Source organism: Hufsiella ginkgonis, from assembly GCF_009834915.1.
GTDB lineage: Bacteria > Bacteroidota > Bacteroidia > Sphingobacteriales > Sphingobacteriaceae > Hufsiella > Hufsiella ginkgonis.
In genome coordinates this window covers 303,046-323,817 of sequence record NZ_WVHS01000002.1, presented here as the reverse complement: position 1 = coordinate 323,817, position 20,772 = coordinate 303,046, and the positions used below count along the sequence as shown (strand labels likewise).

At 51.4% G+C, this 20,772-nt stretch carries 15 protein-coding genes; 5 read left to right on the top strand and 10 right to left on the bottom strand.

Going from position 1 to position 20,772, the window contains the following annotated elements; all coding sequences use genetic code 11:
* Positions 1–26: 26 nt before the first annotated feature.
* The gene (locus GS398_RS08080) at positions 27–1,301 is read right to left on the bottom strand and encodes an MFS transporter (protein ID WP_160906262.1); all 1,275 of its coding nucleotides are present in this window, start codon (positions 1,299–1,301) and stop codon (positions 27–29) included.
* Between the two features lie 145 nt (positions 1,302–1,446).
* On the opposite strand from GS398_RS08080, the gene GS398_RS08075 reads away from it, so the two are divergent.
* Positions 1,447–2,910, top strand: coding sequence for a DUF6600 domain-containing protein (locus tag GS398_RS08075; RefSeq protein WP_160906261.1), 1,464 nt, complete (start codon positions 1,447–1,449; stop codon positions 2,908–2,910).
* A gap of 76 nt (positions 2,911–2,986) precedes the next feature.
* Here GS398_RS08075 and GS398_RS08070 read toward each other — a convergent pair whose 3' ends face one another.
* The 5 genes from GS398_RS08070 to htpG form a co-directional block, all read right to left on the bottom strand.
* Positions 2,987–3,796 (bottom strand): phosphatase PAP2 family protein, encoded by an 810-nt coding sequence (locus GS398_RS08070; protein ID WP_160906260.1) that lies wholly within the window; start codon positions 3,794–3,796, stop codon positions 2,987–2,989.
* A 54-nt stretch (positions 3,797–3,850) separates the two neighbouring features.
* Positions 3,851–4,411, bottom strand: a complete 561-nt coding sequence (locus GS398_RS08065) for an RNA polymerase sigma factor (RefSeq protein WP_160906259.1) — start codon at positions 4,409–4,411, stop codon at positions 3,851–3,853.
* A 102-nt stretch (positions 4,412–4,513) separates the two neighbouring features.
* On the bottom strand, positions 4,514–5,143 hold the full coding sequence (locus tag GS398_RS08060) for a response regulator (RefSeq protein WP_160906258.1): 630 nt from the start codon (positions 5,141–5,143) through the stop codon (positions 4,514–4,516).
* Between the two features lie 57 nt (positions 5,144–5,200).
* A complete protein-coding gene (locus tag GS398_RS08055; protein WP_160906257.1) occupies positions 5,201–8,281 on the bottom strand; it encodes a ligand-binding sensor domain-containing protein in 3,081 nt (1,026 codons plus the stop codon).
* An 84-nt stretch (positions 8,282–8,365) separates the two neighbouring features.
* Positions 8,366–10,189, bottom strand: a complete 1,824-nt coding sequence (gene htpG, locus GS398_RS08050; protein ID WP_160906256.1) for a molecular chaperone HtpG — start codon at positions 10,187–10,189, stop codon at positions 8,366–8,368.
* Between the two features lie 142 nt (positions 10,190–10,331).
* On the opposite strand from htpG, the gene GS398_RS08045 reads away from it, so the two are divergent.
* A complete protein-coding gene (locus tag GS398_RS08045) occupies positions 10,332–10,664 on the top strand; it encodes a hypothetical protein (RefSeq protein ID WP_160906255.1) in 333 nt (110 codons plus the stop codon).
* Positions 10,665–10,710: 46 nt separating this feature from the next.
* On the opposite strand, the gene GS398_RS08040 is transcribed toward GS398_RS08045, so the two are convergent.
* From GS398_RS08040 to GS398_RS08030, 3 genes are all read right to left on the bottom strand, one after another.
* Positions 10,711–12,240: a malate:quinone oxidoreductase gene (locus GS398_RS08040; RefSeq protein ID WP_160906254.1), complete on the bottom strand. Its 1,530-nt coding sequence runs from the start codon at positions 12,238–12,240 to the stop codon at positions 10,711–10,713.
* A 217-nt stretch (positions 12,241–12,457) separates the two neighbouring features.
* Positions 12,458–12,916 (bottom strand): YMGG-like glycine zipper-containing protein, encoded by a 459-nt coding sequence (locus tag GS398_RS08035; RefSeq protein ID WP_160906253.1) that lies wholly within the window; start codon positions 12,914–12,916, stop codon positions 12,458–12,460.
* Between the two features lie 182 nt (positions 12,917–13,098).
* Positions 13,099–15,924 (bottom strand): FAD-binding and (Fe-S)-binding domain-containing protein, encoded by a 2,826-nt coding sequence (locus tag GS398_RS08030; protein WP_369410244.1) that lies wholly within the window; start codon positions 15,922–15,924, stop codon positions 13,099–13,101.
* A 70-nt stretch (positions 15,925–15,994) separates the two neighbouring features.
* Between GS398_RS08030 and GS398_RS22245 the strand changes: the two genes are divergently transcribed.
* Genes GS398_RS22245 through GS398_RS08020 form a run of 3 tightly spaced genes read left to right on the top strand, consistent with a single transcriptional unit; the run spans position 15,995 to position 18,720 of the window.
* Complete coding sequence (locus tag GS398_RS22245) at positions 15,995–16,216, top strand: hypothetical protein (RefSeq protein ID WP_202406052.1); 222 nt, start codon at positions 15,995–15,997, stop codon at positions 16,214–16,216.
* Positions 16,217–16,417, top strand: a complete 201-nt coding sequence (locus GS398_RS08025) for a hypothetical protein (protein ID WP_160906251.1) — start codon at positions 16,217–16,219, stop codon at positions 16,415–16,417.
* Positions 16,414–18,720, top strand: coding sequence for a DUF5703 domain-containing protein (locus GS398_RS08020; protein WP_160906250.1), 2,307 nt, complete (start codon positions 16,414–16,416; stop codon positions 18,718–18,720). Before GS398_RS08025 ends, GS398_RS08020 begins: the two co-directional genes overlap by 4 nt.
* A 26-nt stretch (positions 18,721–18,746) precedes the next feature.
* Here GS398_RS08020 and GS398_RS08015 read toward each other — a convergent pair whose 3' ends face one another.
* Entirely contained in the window at positions 18,747–20,768 is a 2,022-nt protein-coding gene (locus tag GS398_RS08015; protein ID WP_160906249.1) for an aceric acid hydrolase, read from the bottom strand.
* Between the last annotated feature and the right edge of the window lie 4 nt (positions 20,769–20,772).

Below are 20,772 nucleotides of genomic sequence, written 5' to 3'. Positions count from 1 at the left end.
GATAGAAACCGGGAATAGATGCTTACCTATTTTCTGGTTTCTATCCTCTCCTTCGTCTCCCTGGATGCCACGTAAACGACCAGTGAGATGAAAATCGCCCCGGTAACATACCAGTAATAGGAGCTTTCGTGGCCTGCGTCTTTAAACCAAAGTGCCACATATTCGGCGGTGCCGCCAAAAATAGCCACAGTAATGGCATAAGGGAAACCTACACCCAATGCGCGTACTTCTGCGGGGAACATCTCGGCTTTCACGATGGCGTTTACCGAAGTATAACCGCTAACAATGAGAAGGGCGGCCAGTATCAGGAGGAACGCGGTTACTTCGGAGGTAGTTTGGCTCAGGGTATAAAGAATCGGGACCGTGAAGATCGTTCCGGCAACGCCGAAGTAAATGAGCAGCGGCTTACGCCCGATCTTATCAGAGAGCCATCCGAACAGCGGTTGCATAGACGCATAGATCAGCATCAGCCAAAAGGTGAGTAAGGTGGAACGGTCTTTGGTAAGATGCACGGTATTTACCAGGAATTTCTGCATATAAGTGGTGTACGTATAAAATGCAAGCGTACCGCCGAGGGTAAGACCGACCACCGTAAGCACTGCCCGCGGATGTTTCGTGAACAGCTCCTTAAGCGAACCCCTCCGCGAAGCGTTGGAATTATTAGTCAGCGTAACCGATTCCTGCATATGACTGCGCAGGTACAGTCCGGCGAAAGCCAGTAGCGCGCCGATCACAAACGGGATACGCCATCCCCAGTCGCCCAGCTCTGCCGGCGTGAGCCACACTTTTTGCAGCAGCACCTGGATGCCAAGTGCCAGTAATTGTCCGCCGATAAGCGTTACGTACTGGAAACTGGAATAAAACCCCCGTCGTTTTTCGTACGCGATCTCGCTCAGGTAGGTGGCCGACGTACCGTACTCCCCTCCCACGCTCAGGCCCTGCAGCAAACGGGCAAACAATAGAAATACCGGTGCGGCAATGCCGATAGCGTGATAGGACGGGCAAACAGCGATAAACAATGAGCCGAACGACATGAGCAATACGGAAAGGGTCATGGCTGTTTTTCGTCCCCTCCTGTCGGCGATGCGGCCAAACAACCACCCGCCTACGGGTCTCATCAGGAAACCGACCGCAAATATCGCGGCCGTATTCAGCAATTGCACCGTACTGTTTCCTTTTGGAAAGAAGGCCGGCGCAAAGTATAACGCAAACGAAGAGTAGGCATACCAATCGTACCATTCTACAAGGTTACCTACGGAGCCGCTAATAACGCCGCGGAGGCGGGAATTGCTATTTAACATAGGAGGATATAAACAGGTACGCGAAAACGGGTGGTTCTGTCACGACTTCGTAACAATCTTAATAAAATTTATCGACGCTGTAAACGTTTAGTTAACAGTTGTCGTCAATATCAAAACGAAGGCGACTTCATAAACCGATTGAGAGATGGAAAATTTATTGAGAACATGGACTTTTCGCCTGCTAACGCTCGTAGCAGCAGGTTTAGCTATGCCAAACTATAGCCAGGCTGCTAAGCCTGCGGCTGGCGTTTCGGTATCGTTCCAGGTATTTTACGATAACCTGGAGCCCTACGGGCGATGGGTAAACGACCGAGAATACGGGAATATCTGGATCCCCGATGCCGAAGAGGATTTTCAGCCTTATGGCACCCGGGGACATTGGGTGCAAACGAACTATGGCAATACCTGGGTTTCTGATTACGATTGGGGATGGGCGCCTTTCCACTACGGCCGTTGGGTATACGACGATTATTACGGTTGGGCCTGGATCCCCGGCGAAGAATGGGGACCAGCCTGGGTGAACTGGCGCTCGGGCGGCGGCTATTACGGCTGGAGCCCTATGGGACCTGGCGTTAGCGTGAACATTAACATCAACATTCCGCTGGCCCGCTGGATCTTTGTTCCCCAACGTTATTTCTGCGATCCGTACGTATATCGCTATTATGCGCCGCGCAATTCATACGGCAATTTCTACCAGCATACTACCATTATTAATAACTATTACAATTATGGTAACCGCAGGTATGCAGGCGGACCAAGGTTTGACGATATCCAACGGGTAACCAACCGCCCGGTGAGGGTATACAATGTTAATAATGGCGATCGTCCAGGCCGGGTTTCTGTCGACCGCAGTGCCGTAAATATTTATCGTCCATCGGTAGACCGGCGCGAGGTCGCTTCAGGCCCTTCGCGGGTAACCGACGGCAGAAATTATGGACGGAACAACGACCGGAATATCGGGCGATACGACAATGGCCGCAACGATAATAGTGATCGCAACGATCGTGGAGACCGTGTTTCCAATGACCGTAACGATAACAACGGGAACCAGGACAGGAGCAACCGCTACGGCAACGTAAACCAGGACCGCTCTGAAAGACCCGACCGGGCAGCGGCTGATAGAAGCGCCAATCCCGGCGATCCGTCAAACGACAGGCAGCGCGCCGACCGCGACAACAGCTCCGTTTGGGGGAACCGCAATGCGGACAACAGGACTCCCGATAAAGGTAATTCCGAAAGCAGGAACGTGGATAACCGCAATTCCGGATATGGAAACCAGCAACAACAATCCGAACCTGCCAGGACCCGCGGCGACGACTGGGCGCAGCAGCGCGAACAACAGCGTGTTGCCCAGCAGCAACGTGACCAGGCCGAACGGCAGACCAGTCAGCGCAGGCAAACGGAAGAAGTGTTCAGGAACCAGCAGCGCGAGCAGCAGGCGGCCAGAGAGCAGGTGCAGCGTCAGCCACGCGAACAGCCCCAGGGTGACCGTCAGCGCGGGCAAGTACAGCAACAGCAACCACAACGCCAGGAAAACCGGCAGCCTCAGCGCAGCGAGGGAAGAAGTGAAGGAAGAGGCGACAGCAGGCCGCAGCGCACCAGGGGTTAGTGAATTTTAATTTTAACAAGTTCAAAAAAGGCCGCTTCCTGTTTGGGAAGCGGCCCTTTTTATAGCGATTTTGTGGTTAACGGAACGTATAGGTCGCGGCCACCGTTTGATACCCGGGCGTAAACACCGGGACTACGCTGAGCGAGTTTGCTGAAGTTTTTTTATGCAGTTGCGGAACCAGCACCCCCACTCCTGCTCCTACGGCGTAACCGAGGAGATTATCACTCAGGAAATGCATTCCGGCTTTAAGCCTTAAATAGCCAACGGCTGCAGGGACCACGGCTGCGGCGGTCCAGATATAGGGTTTCGCAGGCGAATCGGGGTTAAAGTCAGAAAATACTTTGGCTGCAAAGAACGTGGCGGACGCCGTGGCAGCCGTATGGCCGGCGTAAAAGGACCGTGTGGCCCCTTTCTTGGTCCGTTGGTCAAGCGGCGTTTCGGTGCTGTAGGTATAAGGCCTGTTTCGTTTAACATTACCTGCCGCCATGGTATACAAGGTGCCGGTAATGGCCATCGTTTCCACGTATAACGCCAGTACCTGGCCAGTATGGTTATTTATCTTGCCGTTAAACAGGATCACCACCGGCATGGCGAATGCGCCGTAAAAAGGATAATAGCTGTGCTTATCCGCAGTTTTGGAATAGTTTCCCGCGCTGAAGCGGTCGAACCCGTTCACATCATCTTTGGAAAGTGCGGCCAGCTCTGCAAGGGTAAGGCTCTCCTTGTCCTGGATCAATTTTAGCCCCAATACGCTGAGGCCGATCCCGGCGGCGGTGACGGGTGCATCTGCTTTAAAAGATGTTTTATAGGGCGACTCCGTATCCTGGGCTGCGGCAGTAACGGCCTGCAGCCCAAGAACAAGTGCAAGTATGTTTTTCAATTTCATGATTTCCGTATTTGAAAAGCATAACGTGCGGAGAAAAGATATGTTTGTTAAGAACTAAGCGCAGAAGACAGGTTCGGCGTTCCTGATCTTCTGCTGAAGCTGTTTTCGCGCCCTAAAAACGTGGATCTTGGAAAGGTCTTCGGTAATCCCGAGTATCTCGCCGATCTCTTTGTGCGAGTAGCCCTCTATTACGAACATGTTAAAGGCTATCCTCAGGTGCCCGGGCAACCCCTGGATCAGGCTTAACAGGTATTTCATTTCGGTGGTATCGTCCTGGTAGGCTACGGCTTCAGTATCGGGCTGCACCGCGTCGATGTCAACGGTATACATTCGTTTCGCGTTTTTCCGGTATTCCGTCAGGGCGGAGTTAACCATGATGCGGCGTATCCACCCTTCAAATGATCCTTCACCTTTATAGGCATCGATCCGGGTAAAAACTTTCGTGAACCCCATGATCATCACATCTTCCGCTTCATCGTGGTCCCGGCAGTAACGAAGGCATACGGCAAACATTTTCCTGGAAAAAAGGCTGAAAATGGTTTCCTGGGCTTTCCGGTCGCCCTCGCGGCAACTGGCTACCAGTAATTGCAATTGTTCCTCTTTGTTAGTTGACATGACGGGTTTTCGGTTTCATTTTGTTTCGGTTAAGAAACAATACAAAAGTAGATCTCCCGTTAAGGCACATCAATCACATAAATATGGGGTTTGGAAGTAAGCTTAGAACAGCCTTGTTTTTAAGGCTTTGGCAACTGCTTCGCTTTTAGAGTTTACGTGAAGCTTTTCGTACACTTTTTTGATGTGCGAGCGCACCGTATCGATCGAAATAAACAGCTCTCCGGCGATCATTTTATAACTATGCCCGTTCACCAATAACTGAAGCACGTCTCGTTCCCGGTCTGAGAGGCTGAAATCGTCGGTAGATGAATGGCTGCTGCTAAACATTTTCAGCACCTGCGTGGCGATAGAGGAAGTCATCGGAGCGCCTCCTGATTGCACGTCGTGGATGTATTCAAGTAGCTTCGCCGGAGGCGTTTTCTTTAAAATATAGCCGTTCGCGCCGCTTTTAATCGACTCGAATACGCTTTGATTGTCGTCGAACACGGTGAGCATCAATATCTTAACCTCTTTGTTAAACTGGCGGATAATTTTTAATCCCTCGATGCCGTCCGTTTGCGGCATGTTAATATCCATGAGGATCACATCAGGGTTCAGCTCTTCCACCTGTTTTGCAACGGCCGTACAATTGCCGAAGGCGCCCACCAGTTCGAAGCCGTCTGTGCCGGCCAGCAGGATAGCGAGGCCCTCCCTTAGTTGCGAGTTATCTTCGTACAGCAGTATGCGGATCATTTAGCATGTTTGAGAATTGCAAGGTAGCGGTTTCAAAACCGGGTGTCAATCACATGTTTATGTTAGCGGCATTTCAATCGTCATACGGGTGCCCTTTCCTGCTTCGGAAAAGATGGCAAACTTACCCTGGAGCATTTCCGTTCGCTTTTTCATATTGGCGAGGCCGTTACCTGTCGGCACTGCGGAGGTTTCGAACCCTTTTCCGTCATCCTCTATCGTTAAAAAGAGTGTCGACTTGTCGGTTTTAAAGTGAATGAGCACGTTTTGTGCCGCTGCATATTTGGAAATATTATTCAGCGACTCTTTAAAAATGAGGAAGAGATTCCGCCGTGCATCCATATCCAGTTTAACGTGGTGGCTTTTTTCGTTGGTGGTAAAAGTGTAAAGAATGTTCTGCGGCTCCAATACCGTGGCGGCGTATTCGCGCATACGTGCCGACAACTTGGAGAGGGTGTCATTCGAAGGCTTGATGGTCCATACGATATCGTCCATCGCATCCATCATTTCGCTGCTATTGCTGCTGATCCTGCCGAGGTAGGTCTTAACCGTTTCATTTTGCCCGTTCAGCTTCATGCCTGCCATCTCGCTCAGGATATTGATAGAGGTTAAGGTAGAGCCCATGTCATCGTGCAGGTCGCGGGCCACTTTTTCGCGCAGCGAGTGCACTTCTTTCAAACGTTTGATTTTCAGCCGGTAGATCAGGTAAAACGGCAGTGCGGCGCCGAGTACCATCAGGATGGCAAACCACCACGTTTGCCAGAAAGCGGGACGGATCTCGATCTTTAACGTGGTCACTCCCGGCGACCAGAGGCCTTCACTGTTCACGCATTTCACCCTGAAGGTATAGGTGCCATGGGCCAGCGAAGCAAAGGAGGCGCTGGGGTTATTTTCCGCCCGCATCCATTCATCGCCCGCTCCTTCCAACTGGTAATAATAGTTCAGCTTGTCGCCCTGTGTATAACTGAGCGAAGCAAACTGTATGGTTAGCGAGTTATCGCGGTGCGAGAGCCTTAATCCGCCGGCCTTCTGGATAGAATCCACGGGCAAGTGATCAGAGAATAACAGGATGTCTGTTATCGATACGTTTTTGGGCCGCTGCAGGTCGCGGACATATTCCGGGTCGAAAATAATGAACTTATTAGCGCCGGCGAATACCAGCTCTCCCGATGCCAGTTTGGTGCTGGACGACAGCAGGTTCTCATTGTTGAGCGTAGTAATCAGCCCGTCGCGCTGGTCGAACATCCGGAATGTTCCTTTTCTGGGGTCGTACCTGCAGATGCCTGCGATGGTGCTCATCCAAAGCTGACCCCTGGCGTCGACCTGCAGCGAGGTAACGATACGCTGCGGCAGCCCGTTATAGGTCGAAAACTGCCTGATCCGCCGGGTAGCCGTATTCAGGATGTCCAGGTTGGCAGAGCAGGCGACGGCGAAAGTAGTATCGCTGAGCTGTGTGATGTCGTTCACGGTCGATGTGGTGAGGCTCTTATCGGCGCCCGCCTTCGAGTCGTAGCGACTGATGATCTTTTCTGTAAGCGGATCAAACAGGTACAGTCCATTGCCCGACGTAGCCACCCAGATCCGCCCCTGCCGGTCTACAAAAAGCCGTGTCACTATCGCACCCAGGTTTTGCGCTATCCTGAAGGTTCCATCGGCATCGCGCTTAAACAACTTGCCTGACTGCGTGCCGAACCAGAGCGAATGCTGCCGATCTTCCACCACCTGTCGTATGGTGCTTCCTCCGAACACGGCCGGGGTAAGAAAGTGGGACCTGTCTTTTTTTCGCTCGTACCAAACAAGGTGACCCTCCTGGCAGGTGAACCACTGATCGCCGTTTACACTATGTTCACGGCTATCCCAGATGGTGCCGAATGCCGGGTTAGGGTCTTGCTGGCTGCGGTAGATCTTCCGGATCAACGAGGTATCCTCTTTTATCACCAGGTTTTTTCCGATGAAGATCGGTACGGATCTTCGGCCCCAGCTATTGATCATCACCCGGTTCCCGGAGATGGCACGGATAGAGGTGATGTTCGCTTCTTTAAACTGGCGGATAGAGCCGTGCCGGATCCCCTGCCGGAGCATCGAAGTCAAATACAAGCCATTATCGGTAGCCACCCATATATTGTGGTCATTATCCTCAAAAAGCTGCCTGATCGCCGTAAAGCGAATACCGAAGTTGGTATTGGAAGGATCGTAAAACCGGGAAAATTTAGCCGTTCCGGGTTCAAGAATATTAAACAGGCTAACGCCATATAACCAAGTTATCCCATTGCTATACAGTAGGTTAGTAACTTCAGAGTAAACGGTTCCTTCCGATGGCTCTTTGTCATACTTGCGGTAAACGAGCTTTTTCAGGTCATAAGAGCTGACCTGCAGCCCGGCAGGCGGCCAGCTGATGATCCAGAGAAGTCCCCCGGGCTCCAACATCATGTGGGTGAGGTGGGGCCCGATCGCTTTCTCGGCGAGGGCCGGGATATGTTTCGGGTTATTTCCCGCGTGATAGAACTGCCCGTTTTCCCGGTCGAATAGGCCGAGGCCCGGTCTCCCTCCCACCCATATGTTACCGGTTGCGGGGTCTTCGGCAAAGATCGTAGGCATCCAGTGATCCGGAATGTCCAGTTTTGACTTATTATGTTCGAATGTGTTGGTGGCTGGATTGTAGACCAGGATATCGAACCCCACGATAATGAGATACATATTACCCCTGCTGTCTGTCTTCAAATGAAACTGGTGACGGTCAACCGGGATGCGTAGTTTAGCGATATTGGCGCGCTTAAACATAAACGTTTTCAGGTCATATTGCCCAAGCACCTGTCCCATTCTCAGCCAGAGTACGTTTCGGTCTTTCCTCCCGGTGATCTCGTCTACGGGCAGCGAAGGTAACTGGTATTTGTCGTCACGGTAGATCTGGATGAATTTCCGCCCGTCAAAACGCTGGAGCCCATTCTCCGTTCCTACCCATAAAAAGCCATCTTTCGATTGCCATACGCAGTTTACGAAATTGGATGAGAGCCCATCGTTTACCGAAATGCGGTTGAACAGAATTTCGAGTGCTGCCGCGTTCTTTACAAAACCGCAGATCAGTAAAAAGAGCAGTGAAAATTTCCTGGAATAATGCATCGCTAAACCATGAAGATGCATAAAATAGGGAAAAGTAACAACGGCTGTATTTACAAAAAAAGCCGCCATCGGCTTGATGGCGGCTTTGTAGTTATGATTAACCGTTTATCCCACCGTGATGTCTACACTTCTGCGGATAAAGTTAGTCAGATCGCTTCCGGTAAGCATACCCTGCGACAATAAGGCGAGATCATAAGCTTGTTTCGCCAGATCGATCTTTACGGATTCATCGCCTTCAGCAAGGATCTTTTTAGCCAGCGGGTGGTTGGCGTTCACAGCTACATTCAGCATTTCGGGCATATTGCCCATAAACTGCATGCCGCCACCGCCAAGTGCCTGCATGTCCTTCATGCGGCGCATAAATTCGGGCAGCGTAACGGTAACCGGGAGCTCATCGGCCGGCATCGGCTCGAAGCTCACCCTGCGGTCTTTGTTGTTCACGGCTTTGTCGAAAACTTCTTTTAGTGCTTCTTCTTCTTCCTTGGTGAGGGTACTTTCGAGCGTATGCTCTTTTTCGATCAGTTTTTCGGCAGTGTCAGAATCCACGCGTTTTAACGTGAACTTCTCTACTTTCGATTCCAGCATCTGGATAAAGTGACTGTCGAGCGGGTGTGAAAGCTCAAGTACATCGTACCCTTTCTTTTTGGCCGACTGGATAAATGAATCCTGTTTCTTTACATCACTCGCGTAGAGCGCCACCAGGGTTTCGTTCTTATCCTGCTGGTTTACCTGTATGTGCTCCTTGTATTTATCGAGCGTGAAGTACTCGCCATCGGTGTTTTTGTAGAGGCAGAAGTCCTTAGCTTTATCGTAGAACTTGTCATTGCTGATCATTCCGTACTTCACGAACAAACCGATATCGTCCCATTTTTCTTCAAAAGCCTTCTCATCCTTGTTGTAAAGCTCCGCCAGTTTATCGGCTACCTTCTTGGTAATGTGGGTATTGATCTTCTTCACGTTCGAATCCGACTGCAGGAAGCTTCTCGACACGTTCAACGGAATATCCGGCGAATCGATCACGCCATGCAGCAGCATCAGGAATTCGGGCACCACATCCTTCACTTCATCGGTGATAAATACCTGGCGGGAATATAACTGGATCTTACTGCGCTGGAATTCAAAGTCGTTTTTCAGCTTAGGGAAATACAGCACTCCCGTGAGATTGAACGGGTAATCTACGTTGAGGTGGATCCAGAACAACGGTTCTTCAGAGAACGGGTAAAGGTCCTGGTAGAACTTCTTATAGTCTTCGTCTGTTAATTCTGAGGGCGATTTGGTCCAGATCGGGTTAGGATCGTTGATCACTTCGCCTTCAAACTCGATCTCTACCGGCAAAAAGCGGCAATATTTTTTCAGGATGCCTTCTAACCGCGCTTTATCGAGAAACTCTTTGGAGTCGTCGGCAATGTGCAGGATCACCTCCGAACCGCGTTCCTCTTTTTCTGTGGAGGTGATTTCGAACTCGGTGCTGCCGTCGCATTCCCACCTTACGGCCTCGCTGCCTTCTTTAAAGGACAGGGATTTGATCTCAACTTTGGACGAAACCATGAAAGCTGAATAAAATCCGAGCCCAAAATGGCCAATGATCTGTTTATCGTCGCCTTTGTCCTTATACTTTTCCACGAACTCGGTAGCGCCCGAAAAAGCGATCTGGTTTATGTATTTCTTGATCTCGTCGGCAGTCATCCCGATCCCGCGATCAGAAATTGTGATCGTACCGTCAGCTTCGCTAAAAGACACCCTGATCTTTGTATCGCCCTGTTCGCCATTAAATTCACCCAGGCTGGAGAGGCGCTTTAGTTTTTGAGTAGCGTCTACCGCGTTGGATACCAGTTCCCTCAAAAAGATCTCGTGGTCTGAGTAGAGGAACTTTTTGATGATCGGGAAAATATTCTCGGTGTGAATAGAAATTGAACCTTTTTCCTGCATAACTAATATTCTTTTATGTTTTTAACCGGCGATCTGTTCTCAATTATAGTTCCAAAACCGGGGTTGTGACAGGATGACAGTAGACTGTCGGCCTGATCACAAAAACTGGTGCGGTTTTAGCTTACATTTTCTAAAAACTGTTATGAAAAAATTACCGCTTATCCCCTTGGTTTTAAGTGCATTCATGTGGGCCGGAAACGCGTATGGCCAAACGAAGACCAGTAAGACGAAAGCCAAAACCAAAATCACGCATACGCCGCCAGAAGCGACAAAGAAACCGGTAAAATCGGTGGTAATGACAGGCGACACCGCTAAGGTTTACCGCGACCGTGACAAGGTGAAAGATATCGACTTCCGTCCGCCTTCACCAACTTCGCCCTCTCCGAATAACCCCAACCCGCATAATGCGCAGCCAAACCCGGTGGATCCGCATCCGCCATTGCGGCAAGATCCTACGTTAAAGCCAAAGCCGTGAGCCGCTTAACCAGTAGGTAATCTTATTATAACTCTGCGGGCGCGGGTTAGTATACCGGGTCCATTACCGGCGCAACCTCTTCCAATTCGAGCACTTTAGTTGTTCGGGCGCGGGTGACATGTAATAGTTCGGGATCCTTTGCGAGGGAACGACCGTAAGAAGGGATCATTTTTTCCAGCTTTTCTTTCCACGCCGCAGACGCCGTTTCTTTCTGGAAACACCGGCCGAGGAGGTCGAGCATAATAGAAACGGCGGTAGAAGCGCCTGGCGAAGCGCCCAGCAATGCCGCTATCGAGCCGTCGGCGGCGCTTACCACTTCGGTACCAAACTCCAGCACGCCGGTATGTTCGTCATCTTTCTTAATCACCTGGACGCGCTGGCCGGCTACTTCCAGTTCCCAGTCTTCCATTTTTGCACCCGGGAAATACTCTTTCAGCGCCTCCAGGCGATCTTCCGGCGATTGCCGTACCTGGTCGATCAGGTATTTGGTAAGCGGCAGGTTATCTAAACCGGCGGCCAGCATGGGCAGGATATTGTTGAGCTTGATCGACTTGGGGAGATCGAACAACGAACCATTTTTGAGAAATTTTGTCGTGAAACCGGCATAAGGCCCAAAGAGCAGCTCTTTTTTGCCTTTGATCATGCGCGTGTCCAGGTGGGGAACAGACATGGGCGGTGCGCCTACAGACGCCTTACCATATACTTTGGCATCGTGTTGTTCGATAATATCGCGGTTTACGCATTTGAGCCATTGGCCGCTGACCGGGAATCCACCGAATCCTTTGGCCTCCGGGATACCCGATTTCATCAGGATAGGCAATGCGCCTCCTCCTGCGCCGATAAACACGAAACGGGCGCGTGTCTGCCTGCTTTTTTTTGTTTGGGTATTTTTTATTTTGATGTTCCAGCTACCGTCATCCTGTTTTTGCAGGTCGCGTACTTCCTGGTCGAAATGCAATTTTACGCCGTCCATCTCCTTAAGCCGGTTAAAAATGGCTCGGGTAAGCGACCCGAAGTTCACATCAGTACCGAGGTCCATACGTGTGCCAGCCACCTTTTCGCCGGCTGCACGTCCCTGCATTACCAGCGGCATCCATTCTTCGAGGGCCTCACGGTCTTCTGAATATTCCATACCCTCGAACAGGTGGCATTTTTGAAGCTCGGTATATCGTTTTTTAAGATAATCTACATTGTCCTCTCCCCAGACAAAGCTGATATGGGGGATGCGCCGGATAAAGCTCTCCGGCATTTTTACCAGTCCCTGCTCTACCAGAAAGGCCCAAAACTCTTTCGAAACTTCAAAGGATTCGGCTATTTTAACCGCTTTCGCAACGTCCACCGAACCATCTTCGCGCTGTGGCGTATAGTTCAGTTCACAAAAAGCCGAGTGGCCCGTTCCTGCATTGTTCCAGGCGTCAGAGCTTTCGGCCGCTGCCACGTCTAAACGCTCGATGATTTCAATGGTGAGCCCGGGTTCCAGCTCTTTAAGAAGCATGCCCAGGGTTGCGCTCATAATTCCCGCACCTATCAGTACTACGTCTGCACTTTTCTTCGATTTAACCGGTTTGATAGTCATTTCTTTATGATATGTTTCGTGAAGCAAAACTGAGAAAAAATCCGCTTATTTTTGGTGAAAATGATAAGTAAAATGAATTCATTTTATTATAATGACAAAGAAACTGTTTTTTTGTTGATAAAAATGATATTATTACCAGGCGTAAAAAAGAAGGCCGTCCTGCATGCTGCGGGACGGCCTTCTTTAACCGCCGTTAACAGGCAGCTATATTTTAATATTATGGATTTCGTCCGGATTTTTTATCCTTCGAACGACCGATCGCGTACCCGGTACCGGCACCAACTACGCCGCCGATCACCGCACCACGACCATTTTTCTTATCTACCAGTACTCCGGTAAGGGCGCCGGCGCCGGCACCGATCAGGGCGCCTTTAGCAGCGGAGCTCATACCCTTTTTCTGCTGTACAACCGGGGCGGTGTAGCCAGATTCGGTATAGCCAGCCACCCTTGTGCTGCGTGCGGCTGCCGCCTGGCGTCGTGCCGCTACAGCTTCACGTTCTGCCACCTGTTGTTTCTGGAGCGCCAGCTCCTGTTCTCTTTTTACACTATCTAACCTCATTTGAGCCTGTACCGCCTTGAGGGAATCCCGGGTTGCCTGTAAACGCTGCTCTTCTGCCTTGTTGTTACATGCCGCAAAAACTGAGGCCATGGCAACTGCTATTAAGATCTTTTTCATGATTTTCAATTTAGTTGTTAACTATACGTGTTATGAAATAATGATGCCAAACAGGTTTATACTCGTCAATTGTCCCTAACCGGCTTCCGATCGTAGCAAAAGCGTACAAATACATATCGGGCTATCTATTATTTTGGACACCCGGGGACGCCGAAGGTTTAGTTTCCTACGTTGTACCGGGTTTAACTGCACTCATCCAGCAGGTAGATGATCGATTCGTAGTTCTTTCCGACTGCGTCTGAGAGGGCCATTTCGCAGGTTTTAGCCGAAGAATAATAGCCGTCGAAATCCTGCTGCTTAACCTCCGCCGCTTCGCGTGAAGTGGCAGAAGCGGTGAGTTCCGGGTACAGGAAACCGCGGTCGCCGGCCATCCCGCAGCAGCCGGTGTGCAAAGGGATAGTTACCTCGTGCGCAAGTTCCGCTGCGATAGCGGCAAACCTGCCCTCCAGCCCGGCTTTTTGCAGGGAACAAACGGGGTGAAGTACTACCTTGTCTTTTTTTCGTTTAACGGAGATGCGTGGAAGGAGGTGGTCGAGCACGTAATCAACGCTGTCTATGATAGTGAGCCGATCGAAAAGCCGCTTATTTTCTTCGGTAAGGAGCGGGCGGCAACCCTGCAGCTGGAATGTGCAGGAGGTAATATCGGTCACCACAGGAAGTTTCCCCTCCAGTGTCCATTTCCATATCTTACGGATGGTTTGGTTCGACGTATGTTCGAGTGCCTTTGAAAATCCTTTCGACGAATAGATCTGGCCGCAGCAGGTACCCGTAACATCTTTGGGAATAATGGCGTTGACGCCCGCTTTCCCGGACACGCGTACGAACGCGGATGGCAGGTTTTCTTTCCCCTGGTAACTGCCTCCCATCACGCGGGAGATGCAGGTAGGGAAATAAACGATCGAAGCCTCTCCTGCCGGGTTTTCTTGCTTACGTGCTTTTCTTAACGACCCCGAAGGTTTTAACTGATTTGACCATAGGGGGAAAGCGGGTATGATCTTTTTCGCAGCACGTGTCAGGCCGTGCATGGTGTTTTTACCGAATATGGAATTTATTGCCTCACCGGCCCGCAGCGCTGTCTTTACGGTCCATTCCACCTTGCCAAAATTGCGGGCTATCAACAGGGCGTTGCGGTTGGCGAACTGGCTGTGGCTTTCGCGGCGCAGGCGTTTTACCAGCGAGCCTGTATTGATGTCGACCGGGCATGCGGTTGCGCAGAGGCCATCCACGGCGCAGGTTTCCAGGCCATCGTACTGGTATTGGTCCAGCAGCTCCTTATATTTCGCTTCCTTTTTTTGTTCTTTAAACTTAACCAACGCACGCCGTATCACGATCCGCCTGCGGGGAGTGGTGGTGAGGTGACGGCTGGGGCATTTAGGCTCGCAGAAACCACACTCGATACACTTATCTACCTCCTCTTCTACCCTGGGAAGTGCTTTCAGGTTCCGGATATGCGCCTGTGCGTCGCTGTTGATGATCACGCCGGGATTAAGCAGGTTCTGCGGGTCGATCACGTGTTTCAGCGATTTCATGATGCGGTAAACGTCAGGACCCCATTCCGTTTGCACGAACGGGGCCATGTTGCGGCCGGTGCCGTGTTCCGCTTTAAGCGCCCCGTTATACTTTTTTACCACCAAAAGCACCACCTCGTTCAGGAAACGGTCATAACGGTCGATTTCCTGGCTGGTATCGAACGGTTGTGTGACCACGAAGTGTATGTTGCCGTCTTTGGCATGGCCGAAAATGATCGCCCGTTCGTAGGCATATTTTTTAAACAGCAGCTGGAGGTCAGAAATGGCATTGCCCAGCTGCGCTACCGGGAACGCAACGTCTTCCAGTATTACGGTGGTCCCGCTCGCGCGAATGGCGCCTACCGCCGGGAACATGCCTTTGCGGAGCTTCCATAAAAAGGCCTGTTGTGCGGAGTCGTTGGAGAATACCGGCTCATTCAGCATTGCCAGGTTGTTGCTCATGCCGAGGAAACTGTCGACCTTATCCTGTACCTCCGCCATGGTAGCGCCCTGGAATTCGACCAATAAGGCGGCCGCTGTTTCGGGCAGTATTTTTAACACGTCAGGGATGCCATGGATATGTTCGATAGAACGCAGCGAGGCCCTGTCCATCAGCTCTACCGCCTCGGCGCGGGCAGCCGTAAGCGGCATAATGGCGTTACAGGCATCGAAGATCGTTTCGAAGTATAGCAAACCGGTCGATTTATGCGGATGATCAGGCACCGTATGCAATACCGCTTCCGCGATGAATCCCAGCGTTCCCTCTGCGCCAATAAGCAGGTGCGCCAGGATATCCATCGGTTCTTCATGATCGATAAACGCGTTTACCGAGTAACCAACCGTATTTTTTGTTTGATACTTGTTGCGGATAAGAGCGTGCAGGCTGGCATCTTCACGGACCTGGTCGCGCAAAAAGCCAATTTGTAAGAAAATATCAGGGCATTCGGTTTTAAAACGCCGGTAGTCGTCCGGGTTTTCCGTGGAATACGTCATCCCGTTCGGCAGAATGAAGCGGATGTATTTCAGGGTATGGTATGAATTGCGGGTAACGCCGCAGCACATCCCGCTGGCATTGTTAGAGAGAATACCGCCCATCATCGCGGTATTAATGCTCGCCGGGTCCGGCCCGATCTTACGGCTATATTTTTTGAGATGCGCGTTTACCGTGGCGCCGATCACACCCGGCTGCACGCGTACCAGCCCGCCGCCTGCCTCTACGTGCACACCCTCCCAATACTGGCTCAGGTCTACCAGGATGCCATCCGTGATCGACTGGCCGGATAAGCTTGTTCCCGCCGTTCGGAAAGTAAGCGGCACCTGGTGGTTTGCGGAGAAAATAAAGAGCGCCGCAATTTCTTTTTCCGATACAGGCTGAACGACCGCTTTAGGCACCAGGTGATAAAAACCGGCATCGGCCGCATAAGATACCAGGTCGATAAGCCTGCTCTTGATCCTCCGGGAATGGATCACCTCCGACAATAATTTTACCAGGTCGCTCACACTTGCAAAAGTAACCCATCCGGTGATACAGCGATGTACGAATTTTTCATAATTTGCATCATTTACCGCTATGACTAAACTGCCCGCTTTTTTTTGCATACTGATGCCCGGTTCCATGAACGCCGCGGCAGGTACTTTTCAAAAAAACGCAAACGATCGGGCTTACGAATCGCTCGCCGTACAAATTAACATACAAAGCGATCTCCGTTTCGCGCAAACAGCGGCCTATTTTGAAACGTACCTGAAATACCTGGTCAAACAACTTGGTAAGGTAACCCTATCAGTGAATTAAATGATCTCACCCGAAAAAATCAGGCAAGTTGCGGATGCGCTCCTGCCGGGGTTTATCCCAAAAGACGATCGTATGACCACGTTATCCTTCCATTTCACCCTGGTGCCCAAAGACACGTTTAAAGTGACTTACGAAAAAGATATTGCCGGCAAGCAACCAGGATGGACCTTCTTAACTTACGAAAAGATAGATATCATATGAGGCGCTGGATTATCCTGTTGCTGGTGTTTTCTGGAAAATTGGCTTTTTCTCAACAGGTCGATCAATACAATTTAACCTGGAATAGTCCCAGCAAAAATGCCGGCGAGTCCATGCCTTGCGGCGGAGGCGATACCGGGCTAAACGTATGGGTAGAAAAGGGCGACCTCCTGTTTTATATCGCCCGCAGCGGAAGTTTCGACGAAAACAATTCCTTGTTAAAAGCCGGAAGGATCCGTATAAAGCTTTTTCCGAACCCATTTGAAAACGGTACAAGTTTCACGCAGGAGTTGGTATTGCGGGATGGCTTCATCAGCATACGTGGAGTTAAAAACGGCCTCCAAGCGCATGTTAAGATCTGGGCCGACGTGTTTCAACCTGTAGCGCACGTTGAGATCGTTGCCAATAAACCGCTATCGGCCAGCGTGGCTTATGAAAGCTGGCGTTACCGCGACCGGGTGATCACCGGTCGGGAGAATAACGGTAACTCTTGGAAATGGGCGCCGCAGGGCGAGGTAAAAACGGCAAAAGACGAGGTGGGGTTTGACGGTGACCAGGTCCGTTTTTTTCACGGCAACGCAGAAAGCACGGTATTCGACGCGGTAGTTAAGCAGCAAGGGCTGGACCAGGTAAAAAGCCAGCTCTATAATCCGCTGCACGGGCTCGTTTTTGGCGGAATGCTTACCGGTAAAGACATGAAGGCGGCCGGCACCTATGAAGGCAAATACCTTGATACCGACTTCAGGGGCTGGAAGCTCGAAAGCACCCGGCCTGCAAAAACGCACCAGGCGGCGGTTTTTCTTCATACGTCGCTCGCCGGATCCGCATCGGAATGGCAAACCGGGCTGGAAGCCGTAATGACTGCCGCAAATAAAACGAAGTACGTGGTCTTAAAGAAGAACCTCGAATGGTGGCATAGCTTCTGGGACCGCAGTTTTGTATTGATCGATCCCGGCAAAGCTGCCAAGCCCTCCGCAGAATGGCAGGCGGGGCGAAATTACCAGTTGTTCCGGTACCTGCTGGGATGTAATGCAACAGGAAATTGGCCCACGAAATTTAATGGCGGGTTGTTTACGGTCGATCCTTCGGTTACCGACTCCGCGATGAAGTTTACGCCCGACTTCCGCAATTGGGGCGGCGGCACCCACACCGCGCAAAACCAGCGGCTGGTATACTGGCCGATGCTGAAAAGCGGGGATGCGGACCTGATGCGCCCGCAGTTTGATTTTTATCTCCGCCTCCTCCGCAACGCGGAATTGCGCACGGAAACGGCATGGAACCACAAAGGCGCTAGTTTTACCGAACAGCTGGAGAATTTCGGGTTGCCGAACCCGGCGGAATACGGCTGGAAGCGGCCTCCAGGTTATGACAAAGGCATGGAGTACAATGCCTGGCTGGAATACGAATGGGACACCGTGCTCGAGTTTTGTTTGATGATGCTGGAAACGGAGCGGTACGCCGGGAAGGACATTGCCGAATATGTGCCGTTTATCGAAAGTTGTCTTACCTTTTTTAACGAGCACTATCAATACCTGGCAAAAAATCGCGGGAGCAAAGCGTTCGATGCCGCCGGGAAGCTGGTGCTGTATCCCGGATCAGCGGCAGAAACGTATAAAATGACGTATAACTCCTCCTCGACGGTTGCCGCGCTGAAAACCGTGCTTACACGTTTGCTCATGCTTCCGCCTTCCGCCGTGCCGGCATCGCACCGCAAGGACCTGGAAACGATGCTTGGCCGCATTCCTCCCGTTAATTTTCAGCAGTTCAGCGGGCATCCCACTATTGCTCCTGCGAAGGTTTGGGAGCGCGTTAACAACACCGAAAGCCCCCAGCTATACCCGGTTTTCCCTTGGGGGATGTATGGAATAGGCAAACCCGGGCTCGACACTGCGATCAATACCTATCGTTTCGACCCGGATGTGTTAAAGTTCCGCAGCCATGTGGGGTGGAAACAGGATAATATCTTTGCCGCGCGACTGGGGCTTACCGACGATGCCGCTGCGTTAACGCTGGCAAAACTAAAAGATTCGGGCAGAAGGTTCCCGGCATTCTGGGGCCCGGGCTATGACTGGGCACCCGACCATAACTGGGGCGGTTCGGCCATGATCGGGCTCCAGGAAATGCTCATGCAAACTGACGGCAGGAGGATCCTGTTGTTTCCTGCCTGGCCAAGCAGCTGGGATGTGCACTTTAAGTTAAGCGCCCCCTACCAGACGACGGTTGAAGCCGTATTTAGCAACGGGAAAGTAGTTTCTGTAAAGGTAAGCCCGGAATCCCGGCGCAACGATGTAGTACTCATGAAATGACGGGTTAGCCGGTCAGTCAGGTCGCGTTATTTGCTAACCGGCAGCCATACCGCCATTTCCGAATGCCCGCGATTGCCCCACGCGAAATAAGGGATCAGCCTGATCCGGGCGGGCACATTCGCATTCGAAATTTCCCGGTAAAGTACATTATTCCAGTCCGGGTTCTTTACCATTATTGCGGTTCCTTCCAGGCTTAGTACCGGCGCCTTATCGATGGTGATCATTTTTGGGGTGAACACGATCTTCGAAGGAATGGTATAATCAAATATCTTCTTCCCCGGGACATCGACCGATTCGAGGCAATAGATCACCGGGCCAAAACGTACCGCGGCCTGGTTTCGTGTTTCTTCTACCAGCGGGTTCGACTCCAGCAGGGTGGCTTTCATGGGCATATCGAGCTCGATCACATCGCCGGTTGCCCAGGTGCGGTTAATTTCCTGGTACTTCCCTCCTGCCACGTTCTGCGAAAAGCTTTTCCCGTTCACCAGGATCCCCGCACTCCGGCACCATCCCGGGACGCGGAGAAACATCGAAAATGGTTTGGCCGAAGCCTGTCGTACGGTGATGATCACCTTCCCGTTCCAGGGGTATGCGGTTTCCTGTTTCAGTTCCAGGGCCGATCCGTCATGCAGCCTGGTCGACAGTGTGTTGCCGCCATACAGGTTCATCCAGATGCCTTTTTCGGAAATGCCGTACGCGTAATTGCTCACTTCGGCAATGGTTCGTACCAGGTTTGGCGGGCAGCAGTCGGAATAGCTGATGTATCCGACACGGTCTTTTGACCAGCGCTGTTTAAAGGGCAAGTCATCTGTGTAGCTGAGCGGGTTGGTGTACAAGAATCTTTTACCGTCCATACTTCCGCCCGAAAGCACGCTGTTATAGAGCGCTAATTCCAGTACGTCGGCGTATTTGGCGTCGCCGGTGAGCTGCAGCATCCGCCAGTTCCACAATACGTTACCGATATTCGCACAGGTTTCGTTATGAGCGGTAAAGCTGGGCAGCTGGTAATCCCGGCCATAGGCCTGGTGGATCTTTTGTACATCGTTCGGGTTATAGGAAGTACCGTCCGGGGAAACGCCATCGTATAATGAACCGCATCCGCCGGTAACGTACATTTTATGACGGATCACGTCATCCCACATCAGGTTGAGGGTTTTAAGGAGTGATTCATCGCCTGTTTCCGCATACAGGTCGGCTGCACCGGCATACAGGTAATTAGCGCGTACGGCATGGCCCGTTGCTTTGGTCTGCTGGCGAAAAGGAATCCTGTCCTGGTTGTCATCCGTTCCGTCGTCGATCTTTCCCTTAATGTCTATGAGGTGTTTTGCAAGCTCCAGGTACCTAGGGTCTTTCGTAGTCCGGTACATTTCTATCACGCCCATATAATGTGAGGGACAGATGGCGTTCCTTGCAAGGGCCGGTGACGCCTGGCGGTAAAAATTATACAGGTAGTCTGTCGCCTTTTTGGCCACATTCAGCAACGTGGTTTTCCCCGTGGCACGATAGTGGATACAGCCCGCCGTCATCAGGTGCCCGATATTGTAAGCCTCGAAGCTCAGCCGGTCCTGGAACTGGTTTTTCGTCCCGGTTTTCTTTTGCTCAATCATCGCCCTGGTGTAAATGTATCCGTCTTCGCGCTGCGATTTCGCGATCACTGCGATGGCCGAGTCCATCATCAGGTCCAGTTTTAGTTCGCCGGTTGTCGCATACAAACTCGCTACAGATTCGAGCAGTTTATAGAAATCACCATCGTGGAAAGAGGGGCCTTGGTGCGAGCCGGTGTCGAGGCCGGCGGCAATTTCGAAATTCTTAAAGGCGTGGCTGATTACCGGGTCTTTGTATGTTTTCCAAAGATGCGGCATCATGGAGCTCTTCACCACCGATACGCGCTCTGACCAGAACCCGGTCGTCCATTTCACGTCCTGCATATCGGGTGCATGGAGTTTTGCGTAGGGGCTTGAAGTGGTGTTTACCAACGATTTGTTTTGTGCGCCGGCCGGGACCGTAAACAAAAAGAGCGGCACGAAAATAACGTGTAATGTTTTCATAATC